Origin of the sequence: Pedobacter sp., assembly GCF_037719805.1 — a bacterium.
Lineage (GTDB): Bacteria > Bacteroidota > Bacteroidia > Sphingobacteriales > Sphingobacteriaceae > Pedobacter.
Genome location: NZ_JBBJLZ010000003.1, coordinates 539,258 through 553,150, shown reverse-complemented (window position 1 = coordinate 553,150; position 13,893 = coordinate 539,258). Strand labels below are relative to the sequence as shown.

8 protein-coding genes and 1 pseudogene are annotated in these 13,893 nt (G+C 42.6%); 2 read left to right on the top strand and 7 right to left on the bottom strand.

The genetic code is table 11. From position 1 onward, the window contains the following. Positions 1 to 49: 49 nt before the first annotated feature. Positions 50 to 232, top strand: a pseudogene (locus WKF66_RS12080) (TOTE conflict system archaeo-eukaryotic primase domain-containing protein); the annotation flags it as partial. 64 nt (positions 233 to 296) lie between these two features. Here WKF66_RS12080 and WKF66_RS12075 read toward each other — a convergent pair. Both WKF66_RS12075 and WKF66_RS12070 read right to left on the bottom strand, forming a co-directional pair. Beyond that, positions 297 to 1,742 carry a serine hydrolase gene (locus WKF66_RS12075; RefSeq protein ID WP_489674711.1) on the bottom strand — a complete coding sequence of 482 codons (1,446 nt, stop codon included), beginning with the start codon at positions 1,740 to 1,742 and terminating at the stop codon, positions 297 to 299. A 74-nt stretch (positions 1,743 to 1,816) separates the two neighbouring features. Next, entirely contained in the window at positions 1,817 to 2,638 is an 822-nt protein-coding gene (locus WKF66_RS12070; protein WP_489674710.1) for a universal stress protein, read from the bottom strand. Between the two features lie 208 nt (positions 2,639 to 2,846). On the opposite strand from WKF66_RS12070, the gene WKF66_RS12065 reads away from it, so the two are divergent. Beyond that, positions 2,847 to 3,200: an MASE3 domain-containing protein gene (locus tag WKF66_RS12065; RefSeq protein WP_489674709.1), complete on the top strand. Its 354-nt coding sequence runs from the start codon at positions 2,847 to 2,849 to the stop codon at positions 3,198 to 3,200. Positions 3,201 to 3,544: 344 nt separating this feature from the next. Here the strand turns inward: WKF66_RS12065 and WKF66_RS12060 are convergent, their stop codons facing one another. The 5 genes from WKF66_RS12060 to WKF66_RS12040 form a co-directional block, all read right to left on the bottom strand. Further along, positions 3,545 to 5,152, bottom strand: a complete 1,608-nt coding sequence (locus WKF66_RS12060) for a RagB/SusD family nutrient uptake outer membrane protein (protein ID WP_489674708.1) — start codon at positions 5,150 to 5,152, stop codon at positions 3,545 to 3,547. Positions 5,153 to 5,175: 23 nt separating this feature from the next. Then, positions 5,176 to 8,100, bottom strand: coding sequence for a SusC/RagA family TonB-linked outer membrane protein (locus tag WKF66_RS12055; RefSeq protein ID WP_489674707.1), 2,925 nt, complete (start codon positions 8,098 to 8,100; stop codon positions 5,176 to 5,178). A 67-nt stretch (positions 8,101 to 8,167) separates the two neighbouring features. Continuing rightward, entirely contained in the window at positions 8,168 to 9,682 is a 1,515-nt protein-coding gene (locus WKF66_RS12050) for a fasciclin domain-containing protein (protein ID WP_489674706.1), read from the bottom strand. A 5-nt stretch (positions 9,683 to 9,687) separates the two neighbouring features. After that, the gene (locus WKF66_RS12045) at positions 9,688 to 11,127 is read right to left on the bottom strand and encodes a RagB/SusD family nutrient uptake outer membrane protein (RefSeq protein ID WP_489674705.1); all 1,440 of its coding nucleotides are present in this window, start codon (positions 11,125 to 11,127) and stop codon (positions 9,688 to 9,690) included. A gap of 12 nt (positions 11,128 to 11,139) precedes the next feature. Continuing rightward, positions 11,140 to 13,884 carry a SusC/RagA family TonB-linked outer membrane protein gene (locus tag WKF66_RS12040; protein ID WP_489674704.1) on the bottom strand — a complete coding sequence of 915 codons (2,745 nt, stop codon included), beginning with the start codon at positions 13,882 to 13,884 and terminating at the stop codon, positions 11,140 to 11,142. Positions 13,885 to 13,893 lie beyond the last annotated feature (9 nt).

Sequence of the window (13,893 nt, the reverse complement as noted above, 5' to 3'; positions counted from 1 at the left end):
GGAACTTGGATGGTCATTGTAGTCATGATTTAAAGATAAATCTCTATTCAGAGGGCAGGAAGATGTTTATGCCATTCATTGGTCTAAAGGAACTAAAAGCGGTTACATGCCCGCTAAGTTTTATGATCCTTACTTCAACAGGATTTATAAAAAGAATACAAAACCAACCGATTCAGAAGCCATCAATTATCTTCCTCTGACCGATGACCAAATTACTCAGATGTCATTTTGAGGAAGGTTATTGTGCCAACCAGTTGCCCTGACTTTCTTCTTCAGCAATGGTAGTTGAGTACTGCCTATTCAAGTCTTTTTGCTTCAATCGTAGACCCTTGAGTAAACATCATTTTAGTCACCTTGCCCTTGTCGTCTTTGATAAACTCCATGGTCGCATGAATCACTTTAAAAAGGAATTTAGTGCTCGTCTCTGGATAGGCCTCAAGTTTGGTCTGGCCGGTTGCCTGTGCATATAATTGTTTTCCTTCTCTCGTTATAGTAAGCACCAGATCTGGTGTAAGCTGATATTTACCCAAATATTTGTCTAGCTCCGAAGAGGTCACATGGGCCAGTTTTATCGTCCTGCTTTTGTTTAACCCCTTGAAATTATACACGGTCGCGATGCTATTTATCAACTCCTGTATGATCTGGCCGTTGTCTGAATTAACCATTATGACTAACCCATTGCCATCTTGCAGACTTCCATAGTAACCGCTTTGAAAACCCTCATTGGAACCCCCGTGACCAAAGTATTTAAGGCCATCGTAATCCTCTATAAAGACGCCAAGGGCCGCTTCTGAATTTTCATAGGGGCTCAGACGTAATTTGGTGCTTTGCTGGTCCAATACTTTATCTGACTTTCCAGCATAAGCCAATTGCGTTTCAATGATATACTTTCCGAGATCTGTAGGATTGGTCCATAGTCCAGCTGCCGCCTGCTCCGGATAAAGGTGGTACTTACCTTTAATTTCATTCCCATCTGTATCGTAACCAGTTGCCAAAGCATTTAGCTTTTTTCCTACAGGTGGCTGAGCGAAGGTGCTACTGCGCATCCCAAGAGGTCTGAGGACCTGCTGCTCCATGTACTGCTCATAGGGCTGTTTCGAGATGTCTGTCATCAGCAATTGAGTGATGGTAATACCACCTCCAGAATATTGCTGACGCAGGCCGGGAGCAAATACCGACCGCACCGGATCAGAGTTGGCAGGTTTGTCACCATTCAGGATCTGGATCGCTGAAGGTAAAGGGCTCCCTTGCTCATAACCTCCAAATCCGTGTATGCTAAGGCCGGCGGTATGACTAAGCAGATTTGCCACATTGATCTTTTTTCCTCCTGATAGTGAATCGTAAGGAAACTTCCAGCTACTCAGGTACGTATTTATGTCAGCGAATAAATTAAGATTCCGAGATGAGAATAGTTTCATTACTCCTACTGCATTCAGTGACTTGCTAATTGAAGCTGCCTGGAAAAGAGTGCTTACTGTAACAGGGGTTTTTGATTCCGCATCAGACAAACCATAAGCTTTAGCCCAATCAATCTTATAATCTTTAATCACCGCAATACTAAGCCCTTTAACCTTATAATATTCCATCCGCTTTTGCAAATTGAAAGCAGCAGCGTCCTGAGTCCGCAAATTTTCAGTTAAGCTGTTTTCTACCTGCTTTATACGTTGCTGTAGAATAGATTGCGCAAAGCTAGAATTATTAAGAATTAACGTTATCGCCAGGGAAGTGATGATCCTTTTCATAATATAGTTTTAATGAGGACGAAAATTACGGACATACGGTTGCATAGGACACCTGAGTTTAGTAAAAAACCATTCTACAACGGAATAGAAAGCAATGGAATGTCTAAACCGGAGGCTACCATACGTGTTTTGCTTTTATGTACAAGTGAAGCCCAGAAACCATATTTTTTAGGAACCATGATCAAGAGCTCCGCCTGGAAAACAAGAATCTCCTTTTCTATCTCTCTGATTACAGCATTCGAACGCACATTTTTATGTGAATAGGTTATCCCATCAAGTCCATCACTGATCACATCAATTGCAAGCACCCCGGCATTAGTACTTTTTAACTCCTCTATTCTTTCATCTACAAAAAACACTTCAATTTGGGCATTTAAATCTGCAGTTAGTTCTTTAACCTTATCCAGTATTTTAACTGGTACTCCTCTTAAAACATCACAAGCAAATAACACTTTCTTCATCCCAGTAAATTTAGCACCCAGAGGCACGGCCAACACTGGAAATTTCATTTTCTTAATTGCAGCAGTGGTGGTATTGCCCAGCAGGTCTTGCTCTAGAGTTTTAGTGGACATCCCAAGTACTACAAGGCTGGCTTCGTATTTTAAAAGCAAATTCTTTAATTCATCTTCCACAAATGAATAACTCGACTCATAGCCGACTTCAATGTCATAAGTGAAGCCAATTACTTCAGCCCGTTGTTTAAGCTTGTGTTGATTTTCATCAAGTAATGCCTGGAAACTAGCTGCATTCAGCAGAGAATTAGCGGCATGAACTGGGATAATAAATGCATTATAGAGTATAATTCTTGCACGGAACTGTTTAGCCAGTGCCGCTGCATATTCTACGGCGTTATCTGCGATTGTTGAAAAATCTGTAGCAACAAGAAATGTGATCATGATCTTTAAATTTTGTTTTTTATATGAACTATTATGAGCAGCGCTGTAGGTCAAGGTGCACTAACCGATCTTAATATGGAGGTAAAAGTATAGTTTCGAAATGTTAAACTTCAACCCATTAGATCAAAGTAAAGTAAAAAGATGTTACAACACATTGTTACCGGAAATGACAATTTATCCTGCTTAGAAATGACTATACGTTTCTGGAATGATGCTTGCCTTCTACTTTTGCTTAAAAGAATGCTATGTACTTTTTCATACCGTAGTAGAGCTTTTCTCAATCATCGTTGCTTTTGCTGTGTTCATTGTAACCTGGAATTCGCGAAAGATCATGTACAACCTCTACCTGTATTTCGTGGGTATCTCTTACGCATTTATCGGAATATCGGATCTGCTTAATACCCTAACCTTCAGACGGATGAATGTCATTTCTGGGGAAGGTTACTATGCCAACCAGTTTTGGGTAGGAACTCGGATTATAGAAGCGGCAACCTTAGTAGTGGGATTTTATGTGAATCGTTCCCAATATCAGGGCAGCTGGCCCGATGGTTCATTGCACTAGATCAGCGCGCACGGTCAGGCGCGGTATAATGCCGGCGGCGAACCCGAACAGATGATAAGGATTGTGAGCGACATCACAGAAAGCAAAGCCGTTGAACAGCGCAAAGACGATTTTCTTTCTATCGCCAGTCATGAGCTCAAACTCCGATCACCGCTTTGAAAGCCTCATTACAATTTTTGAAAAGAATCAAAGAAAAGCCACAAACACCAATGCATGTCGAATTAATTGATCAATCCAATGTGAGTATAAAAAAAACGGTTGGAGCTTCTTAACATTAGGACAGCCTTGGATCGAAAGATCGCAGGCTGTCCTGGTTTATTAGAGAGACGAAGCTTTTTAACTATTTAAATCTTTGGTTTCAGATTCGGATTTAACCTGATCTCATTTGCATTGTATGGTAAATACCAATGTGCAGGATTACTTAACCATCCTTCCAGATAAGCGTGCGTGGCGACCGGAGCTCTGCGTTTTACAGCATCAATGAGTACCTTAGGCGTTCCGCGGTGATTGGCCATTCTTATCAGATCGTACCATCTGTATCCTTCGAAACCGAGCTCCAGACCACGTTCTTGTAAGATGGCGTCTTCAATTTCTTCGGTTGTTGATGTGGTTGTAACTAGACTGTTAGGTCTCCCGGCCCTGCCCCTTATGTTGTTCAGGTGTCCTATTGCTTCCGATTTTCTACCCAGACGGTTGAGGACTTCTCCTCTGAGTAACCAGGTATCGGCCACTCTGAAGATTCTAAACAATGCATCACTTTCATAGGGCGCTCTCACGCTCGGCGGGACGTTAATATTTGCTGGGTTGACTACACCAGTTCCAAGCCATTTCCAGATAACCGGTGCGCTACCAAGACGGTTGTAAAATGGCGCACTCCCTGCAAAGGACCGCCCGAATCCACGGTGTACGTCATCGGTTGCAAGAACCGTAGTATAAGCCGGATAATTTGGATGGTAAGTCTTCATTGCATTCAATGAAGGTGCGACCAGGTATTGTCCGCCCGATTTAGGATCGTTTGAAGTTATTTTCATTAGCGGGTTATTTTCTCTACTGTCATAACGGAATGCAACGTCGAGAAGAAACTGCTGAAATACTACAGGTGTAGTGAAGAATGAGAACCAATCGGCGTTACCAAAAGCACCCCAATCGTTCCAATGGGTTGCACCTTCCGCGTCGATCTCCATTTTAACTAGTGTATTCCATGATTCCTGATATTTGTTTCTCCAGCAAAAAACATGAGCCAACAGCGCAGCAACCGTACCCTTAGTAGCCCGCATGCGGGTTTGTTCATTACTATCCCTGTATCCAATGTCAAAAGTGTTTAACACCAAAATCACTTTATCTGTATTGGTATAAGCTTGTTGTAATTCGATTTCGATAAAGTCCAGGATCTTCTCCCCTGAAGTCGGAGCCAGGTATTGCACTTTAGACAAATCATCTACACTTTCAGTGAAAAAAGGGACGTCTTTAAAGTTGCGCACCAAATGGAAATAAGCAAGGCAGCGTAAGAATTTGGCTTCTGCAGTCAACTGCCTTTTGGTTTTAGCATTAAAGTACGTCGAGTCCATCGGTACCCGCTGTAAATTAGTAATGGCATAGTTTGCACGATTAATCATATCATAATAGGGCGACCAGTCTGTATACTTATTGTTGGATGTTACTTTGTGCTCCGACAATTCTCGGATGTCTTTACTATTGCCGGTACCGGGAGTTACCCAATCTGCCCTGACTTCACCTAAGATAAAAGTTGGCTCAACTATATTTTGCAGGCCCTGGTAAACTCCTCTCATCATAAAATCGGCATCCCAGAAGTTCTTTAAAAAGTCTTTGTCTTTTGTAAATTCCTTTGGCTTCACTTCCAAATGTTCGCAAGAGGTAGTGAAAAGCAACGCAATGGCTAAAGATAACAAAGCGAACTTGTTGCCTATTTTTTTAAGTATTAAAATCTTCATATCGTTTGTTTTTAATCAATATTTTACAAGCCTAATTTTATTCCAGCCAGGTAAGACCTCACCTGAGGGAGAGAGCCATAATTCTGTCCGTACATCAAGGGGTTGTTTACATTGGCTACCTCAGCACTTCCCATATCACTCTCAGAGAAAGTATACAAGTTTTGACCGGTTACTACTACCCTCGCACTCTTAAAGACACCTTTTAGGAATTTGGACACTGGAAGGTTGTATCCCAACGAAACGGAACGGAAGCGGACAAAAGATCCATTTTCCATCCAGCGGCTCGAAAAGCGGTTGTTACCAACGGCATCGCCATGCAATAGCCTCGGCATTTTTGTTACATCTCCGTCTTTTCTCCACCTGTCATTAATGGTCACTGACTGGTTATCGTAAGTTGACATCGCTTCTAAAGCAGCGCGCTGGCCATTATAAATTTCCTGACCGACAGCAAAGTCAACAAAGACACTAAGGTCAAGTTTCCCGAAAGCGAAAATATTGGTAAAGCCGCCAAAGAAGTCGGGAGTACTTTTTCCTATTGTCTTTTGATCCTTCTCGTCGATTATTCCGTTACCATCCAGGTCTTCGAAAATGATGTCCCCTCCTTGAAATGGTTGTAAGTTATCTGTGCCATTTTTTAAGACAACATCAGCATTGGCCCGATAGACGCCAATCGCGTGGTACCCGTAAAAGGCACCCGAGGCAGAGCCGATTTGAGAGATCCCGGAGAAATCCCCATAATTAATTACGTTGCGCAACAATGCAGGTAGTGCAATGATCTCATTCTTGTTGTAAGTAATGTTGAAGCTGGTTTGCCATGAAAACTTCCTTTTGATCAGACTTCCTGAAATGCCAAGTTCTACGCCTGTATTGTTAACTTCCCCCTCACTTACAGGATAATTTTTGAAGCCAGACGTTCCAGGAAGATCGATCCTGTGGTATAAATTCTTAGTATTTTTAAAGTAAACGTCTGTCGATAAAGATAATTTATTGTTAAATAATCCCAAATCAAAGCCTGCATCCAGCAGACTGGAATGTTCCCAGGTAAAGTCCTTATTACCCAGCGCACCTAACCGAACTGCAGGATAATTAAAATACGGGATCGGTGTGATGGCATTGAATGCGTTGTAATAGCCAACCAGGTTGCCTGAGAGTCCGTAGCTGGTTTTGAGCTTCAGATTGCTGATGAAATTAGAATTGGCGAGGAAAGACTCTGAGCTAATTAGCCATCCTAAAGATACCCCCGGGAAAGTTCCCCAGCGTTTACCTTTTTCGAGTGTACTCGAACCATCGCTGCGCAACGTTCCTCCAATCAGATATTTTCCTTTGTAGGCATATTGAGCCGTTGTAAACAGCGACATTAGGTTCCACTGAGGTGAATTACTGGTTAAGGTATCTATAAAACGTTGATCTGTTGTACTAGGTACGGTTAGCTGATCAGATGTACCGTTAATGAAGACGCCATATTTGCTATCTAAAGTGCTGGTCTGAATCGTAGTTCCAATCAGCGCGGAAATAAAGTGATCGCCGAATGTCTTACTGTAGTTAAGTACGTTTTCATTTAGCGCCATTAATTCCACACTGTTCTGGGTTGATGATTCACGAATTCGGTTTTCCTCAGGTGCAAAACCTGCAGCAGGCCTGAACCTTTTCTCATTTAACCTGTAATAATCAGCAAACAAACCGATTTTAAGACTTAAAGTCGGTGAAAAAGTGTATTGACCTACTACTCGTCCGGAGATCCTGTTTGTAGAATTCTCATTCCTCATTCTATTGACGATTGAATAGGGATTGCTCCTGCCGGTATAATCTGCACTATCTAGTTCGCGAAGATTGATTCCATCTCTGTCTTGCTGAAAACTTGTCAGCACCGGACTCTTCAATGCTGCCACATATAGCGGATTAGTTAAATAGGCATTTCCCTCTTCAGTTAAGCTTTTATTGGTCTGGGAATAGCTTAAGCTATTGGCAAAAGTAAGTTTCCTACCCACTTTATAATCAATATTGAACCTGATACTTAGTCGGTTAAAATCTGTGTTTACCAGATTGCCTTCCTGACCGGTATACCCTACACTAAGGGAATACCTTGCGATGGCATCTCCACCCCTGAGCATGAAGTGGTAATCATTATACACGCCACCCTTCTTTACCAAATTCTGCCAGTCTGTATCATTGTTATACCTTTCTCGCTGGCTATCAGGAGTCGATAATAGCAGGTACCGGCCAATTCCATTATTAATTTGCGCAGCCGTCAATCCCCTTAACGACTCTTTTTCGATGATGTAACCCCTATAGTCGTCTGCATTGAAAACGGGTACAGAGCCCGGTGCAGGGCTGATTCCTGTAGATGCCGCAAAGTTCAATACGGTCTTTCCGGTGGTGCCACCAAAGGTGTTTATCAGTACGACACCATTAGCGCCGCGCATACCATATTTTGCGGTAGACTGGCCGTCTTTAAGAATGGTGATCGATTCAATGTCGTTCGGATTAATATCTGCCAGTGGATTGTTATCTGAATTTTGTGAGAGCGGATTGACAACCCGGCTTGCTTTGACAGGAATTCCGTCAATAAGGTATAGCGGGTTGTTCAATCCATTTATTGATCCTGTTCCCCTGATATTAACAAGAGTACCTGCACCTGCAGCTCCGGATGAATTCACAACCTGAACACCGGCGAACTGACCCTGCAAGAGGGCATCGGGAGAAATTCGTGACAGGTCACTGAAACGAAGGGCCGGAACTGTAGCAATTGTGGGAGCGATGTATTTTCTTTTGAGTGATAAGTATCCAATATTAACCTCTTCCTCTGTTGAGGGTCCATTTTTTTTAGTCGTATCAGGCATTACTACCGGCTTGGTTTTTTCTTGAGCGGTAGCCTGCTCAAGAGAAATGGTAAGAACAGCTATCAGGGATGCTACGATAACAGCCGAATAAGCGTTACATTTAAACATACGTATTTGGTTTATAATTTAATTTTTTTAATGATTGTGGTGATCGAAATGCCAATTGCCGGAGGAGTTAGTATTCCGGCGTCAGCACCATTGTTTCAAATGCTACCCCAGGTGTCGCTGTACAAACAAACTTAATCCGCTTGTCCCCAGAAGTTTTGAACTCATATGAACCCATAATCACAGTGCTGTAAACAGTACCTGTACCAGTTACGTTCATGGCTTTTGGCGTTCCAATTAGATCGTTCTGATACATCAGCTGAGCAGATCCTCGGCTTCCACCGTTCTTGACGGCAACTCTAAAGCTGTATTTACCTTTTTTAATACCTCTCACTACAGTTACTACGGAATCCCCCGCTGCATCCCAGTTGGCATAGATAATTGATATTGCAGTTCTCTTTATACTTGCTGGAACTGCTGCAGGCTGATCATCACTATCAGCAGTGATTCGCCAGTTTGTACCGGAAGCTACAACTGCCAGGGACCCATCAATATAATTTGGAATCCCATATCCGTAATTTGCAGCATCTTTAAATAAGTGAAATATTGGAATCCGGTGAACTGCATCAGAAAATGTAAGACGGTTGTCCACATTATGAATGATGCCGTTTTTCATGATCACGTCACTAGCCAAGAAGTTTACTGAACCGTTAATCAGGCTTTTGGCCGCAAGATCAAAGTAGATCCACTCGTTATAACTTAAGGTATTTACTACAGTACTGTATCTTTCAGGCCATCCCAAATGAGGAATAGCTGTAGTCAATGGTGTATAGCTGCTGCTAAAGCCACTTCCTGAAATGATATGGTACCTCATTTGTTTAATCAGGTCTTCCAGGGGAACATTGTCAAAGGAGGTGATTCCTGCTTTTTGCAATACGGCATTCGTTTCTGCAAATAAGGTCAGTCGGATCCTCTCCTTTCGATCATTTTCTAAATTAGTTAGGGTATCCATCAGTCCAGCTCTTTTCAAGCCTCCGATCATAATGCTATACTGATCCGAGTTCAACGACAGGAACTGACCAATGGTAAGTGTTGGAGGGTCAAGTACTGCATCCATTTTATGGATAAGTCCATTCGAGACTTCAAAATCTGTACTGTAGATCGTAGCCTTTCCGTTTGCAACTGCTGTTGTCTTGAATCCTTTAGAAATGTCGAGTGTGATGTAATCCTTATTTCCCGTCGTCACTGTTTGAGGGCCTTGTAAAAAGCTGGCAGACTTCAATCTTGTCGGTAGAATATGGTAGGTCATGATCGTTTTCAACTCTGCTTCCGTAAAATCATCTAAACTCTTTTTACCGATGTTTTTGAAGTACTTCTTGAAAGCGTTATTGTCTGGAACAAAAAATGTAAAGGGTCCGTAGGTATTTAGCGTCGGCGCCATTTTGGCCTTCTCCAAAGCTGCAATTGCCATGGTTAATGAGGTATCTTGTTTCAGGATATCCAGCATTAGGGTTTGTCTTTTTGGCTCTTGAAAAGATAAGGTATTCTCTTTCCTGCATCCGTTTACAAACAGCAGTACAGCTGCCAAAATGATAAGTTTACTTATTCCAAAAGTCAACCTATTACGTTTTATATTTTCTTTCATCGCTATTATTTATAATAAGGGTTTTGAACCAGATTGGGATTTGCGTTTAGTTCATCTAGATGGATAGGGAGAAACCAGGCTCTGGAATCAACAATTCTAGGCCGGATGGTGGACCGCTCTCCAACTGTCCTGCTACTAAGAATTAGATCAACAAGAAGTTCAGGACGTTCATCATTTCTTGCAATGCGGAGTAAATCGAACCAGCGCTTTCCTTCCATTCCAAGTTCCATTGCACGCTCCTTCAATATGATGTCGACAATTGGTGCTGTTCCGATATTCCCATCAAGATCCACCAATCCAAGAAGCGCACGCGCACGGATAAGGTTGATCAATCTGATTGCTTCAGTTTTGTCTTCAAAACTTCCATGTGCAAGTGCTTCTGCCCGCATTAACATCACGTCTGGAAGACGGTACACTATAAAATTAGGATCCTGAGTCGGTCTCCGAAGTAGTTCCCTATTCAGTCCTGCGTATTTCCAGAATTGTCCGTTGGCAGAATAGGTTCCATTGTTACCCCTCACCAAGTCCTGTTCACTCTCAAAATAGCCGATCAAAGAGCGGTTCACTGCGTAGCCTCCGGAGGTATTCAATAAGTTGTTCAATTCGTTGAGAGTATAGTCAAACTGTACCTCAAAGATGCTTTCAGTGCTGTTCTTTACACTAAATATATTGAACCAATTGTCACTTTCCACTAAGGAATACAAGGCCGTATTGTCAATCACTTTCTTTGCTGCTGCTGCTGCTTCTACGTATTTGGCTTGCCAAAGGTATACGTCTGCCTGAAGGGCGTGGACACCACCTTTTGTTACACGTCCGCGGATCTCCTTATTTGCCCCAAAACTTACGGGCACAGACGTTTCAGCAAACATTAAATCTTCCTCTATCTGCTTTAGCACATTCTCTGCGGAAGTTTTGGCTGGACGGTAGTTGACGTCATCGCTGTTTGGTGCTTCCAGGACTAGCGGAACTTCGTTAAACGTTCTAACCAGGTAGAAAAAGGCCAGCGCTCTAAGGTATCGGGCCTGCCCTACTACGGCATTGCTCTCCTCCTGACTAAAATTATTGTCAAGCCCAACAATCCTTGGAACATCTGTGATGACCACGTTAGCTCTTGCAATCAATTGGTACGGCAAATCCCATTTCATCATTGCAAGCGTCGTATTGTCGAACAGTTGAAAATAGGGATAACCATTGGTCAGATCTGTGGAGGCCACCAGGTCGCCTCGGCTTTCGCCCCATAACCAGAACTGGCTTACAGAAGCTTGTAGTGCATCATAAACCCCGATTAATGCAGCATTAGCATCTGATTCTGTTCTAAAGAAATCATTTCTTGTTAGCGAACTGTCCGGCCGCTTATCCAACAGTTTTTTACAACCGCTGAACAATGATAAAATCAACACCAGGCTAAATAATAATCCTGTCCTTATATTTATCTTATTTTTCATGTCGTCTGATTATTAAAATTTAACATTTAGCCCTACTAAATATGCTTTTTGTCTGGGATTGCCACCTCTCTCTACGCCGGAAAGCGCCAGATCTGCACCTAAACCTATTTCAGGATCTGAGCCGGTATAGTTGGTAACTGTGAAGACATTACTTGCAGTGAAATAGATGTCAGCGGAACTCAGCTTGATTCGGTCAACAAATCTGCCCGGCAAGCGATAATTTAAGGTTACGGTTTTTAAGCGGGCGTAAGAGCCGTCTTCAATCCACCTGGTCGAGCCAATGGTATTTCGGTTATCTGCACGCAATGCTCTTGGCATATCGCTTAGATCTCCTTGCTTTCTCCATCTCCTCAATACACTGATGCCCTGGTTATTTTTATTATCCATGCGTTCCAATTCGTAGCGGGTTCCATTAATGATGTCGTTACCATAGGTGAAATTGATGAAGAAGTTTAAGCGGAAAGCCTTATAATTGAATGTATTGTTTAACCCTCCAAAGAAATCAGGATTGGAGTTACCTACAAGGATCCTGTCCTGGGCATTGATGATACCGTCATGGTTGAAATCTTCATACATGGCATCACCACCCCTGAAAGGAAGACCGTTTTCTGAATCTACCCTGATGGTACGGGGTGTGGTGCCGTCGAGTTCGAAAACCACGTTACCTGAAGCGTCTCGAACCACTGCGTCTTCATCACGTGCATAAACACCTTTAAAAACCAGACCGTAATACGTGCCAAGCGCATCTCCTTCTTTTACCTGACTACCAAAACGAGCGTAGTTGTTGTTGAATGTTAAAATACCGCCAGGTAAAGAAGTTACTTTATTAATGTTTCTTGAGATGTTAAATAATACATTCCATCTGAAACCATCTTGTTTTTTCGGGACGATCGGATCAAAGGCGACATCGAAGTCGATCCCGCGATTACTTAAATCACCGAGGTTGATCAATAATCCGGAAGTTAATCCGCTGCTGCTTGGCAACCTTAATGTGTACAGCAGGTCTCTGGTTTTCTTTTCATATAAGTCAATCCCCACTGTAATTTTTTTGAAAAGCTCCATGTCTAAGCCAATATTTTGTTGCATGGTGGTTTCCCATTTCAGATGGTTCAACTGTGGGTTATTTTGAGATACGCCAATCGCATCACCATAGGAATTACCTGTGTTGTACTGACTGATGTAGGCATAGTTTCCGATACCGCTGGATCCTGTTTCACCCCAGGAGTACCGTAATTTTAAGTCGTTAACGAACTTCAGTCTCTCCATAAATTTCTCCCCTGAGATTCTCCAGAAAACTCCTGCAGTTGGGAACATCGCGTACCTGTTTGAGGGTCCAAATTTCGATGAACCTTCTCTGCTTAACCCGAAGTTAATGGAGTATTTATCACCGTAAAATAACTGTGCCTGGGAGAACATTCTGATCAAGGATTCATCGCTGATCCCCGACCGTAGTGCTGCGTAACCTGCCGCGGCACCTAGCGAACGCATTTGGCCCGTACCAGTAGCATAGGCTTCAGTTGTTAAACTGTTTGATAATTGATTGGCGTATTCTGTTCCAAGCAACATGGTGGTCCTGAATTGTTTTCCGAAGCTTTTACCGTAGGTAAGGAATGCATTAGCATTAAAAGCTCTTCGCTCATTATCTCTATTCTGCAAACGGTTAAATTGTACGTCATTCCAGATTACTCCGGTAGCTTCCGGCGGCAAGAATGATGCACCGTTGTCGCCCACAAAATCAAGTGATAAGGTCGTCCTAAATTTCAGGTCCTTGATGATGTCCAGTTCAGCGTTGATGTTCGGTTTCAGATTGGTGCTGAATTGATAGTTGCTTACTGTATTTACATAAGCGATCGGATTATCCTGACCATCCATAAATCCCGGTAAAGAAAAATATCCTTGTTGTGGATTACCTTGCAAGTCAATATCAAACACAGGAAGTAGTGGTGTTCTTGTTAAGGCAATATTTAATGGCGAGCCTCCATTTATATTCCAATAGGTATCACGTTTGCTTCTTGCAAAGAACACGTTAGCTGCAAGCTTTAATTTTTCTGATACTTTATAATCTAAGTTGAACCGTCCGGTAAATCTTTTGAAGCCGACTGCCTTGAAAGCGCTCTGGTCGTCGGAGTAAGATGTGCTGAAATTGTATTTTACAGCTTCTCCACCACCGCCGACAGATAGATTATAATTCTGACTCAACGCGGTTTGGGTCAAGCCTTCGAACCAATTTGTGTTATTCTGATAATATAAGTAAGACTGAAAGGTCGGATCATCAATGATCGGTCGGATGTCATTATTTAATGGATTGATGTTACCATTATTTTGCTCAGCTTCTAAACGCATGGCTTTGTACTCGTTGGCATCCAGCACCGGAATCGGGCGGGGAGCTTCTGTATATTTCGTTTGATTGGAGAAAATGATTGTAGTAACCCCGGACTGACCTCTTTTGGTAGTCACGACGATTACACCGTTCGCGGCTCTTGCACCGTATATGGCTGAAGCATTCGCATCCTTTAAAACATCTATACTTAAAATATCATTTGGATTTAAATCGGCTATCGGACTGATCCTTGCGACATCTGACCCTGCGTTACTTGGATCAAATGAAGTGGATATGATTGGAATACCATCAACAATATAAAGTGGCTGGGCATTACCGGAAATGGTACCAACTCCTCTAATCCTGATATCAGTTCCTGCTCCCGGGTCACCGGACTCCGACACGATCTGAACACCTGCAAGTCGGCCTTGCATCATCTGGTCAAT

Coding starts and splice junctions, on each gene's coding strand:
- WKF66_RS12075 (WP_489674711.1), bottom strand. CDS start 1,742: ATGAAAAGGATCATCACTTCCCTGGCGATAACGTTAATTCTTAATAAT.
- WKF66_RS12070 (WP_489674710.1), bottom strand. CDS start 2,638: ATGATCACATTTCTTGTTGCTACAGATTTTTCAACAATCGCAGATAAC.
- WKF66_RS12065 (WP_489674709.1), top strand. CDS start 2,847: ATGATGCTTGCCTTCTACTTTTGCTTAAAAGAATGCTATGTACTTTTT.
- WKF66_RS12060 (WP_489674708.1), bottom strand. CDS start 5,152: ATGAAGATTTTAATACTTAAAAAAATAGGCAACAAGTTCGCTTTGTTA.
- WKF66_RS12055 (WP_489674707.1), bottom strand. CDS start 8,100: ATGTTTAAATGTAACGCTTATTCGGCTGTTATCGTAGCATCCCTGATA.
- WKF66_RS12050 (WP_489674706.1), bottom strand. CDS start 9,682: ATGAAAGAAAATATAAAACGTAATAGGTTGACTTTTGGAATAAGTAAA.
- WKF66_RS12045 (WP_489674705.1), bottom strand. CDS start 11,127: ATGAAAAATAAGATAAATATAAGGACAGGATTATTATTTAGCCTGGTG.
- WKF66_RS12040 (WP_489674704.1), bottom strand. CDS start 13,884: ATGATGCAAGGCCGACTTGCAGGTGTTCAGATCGTGTCGGAGTCCGGT.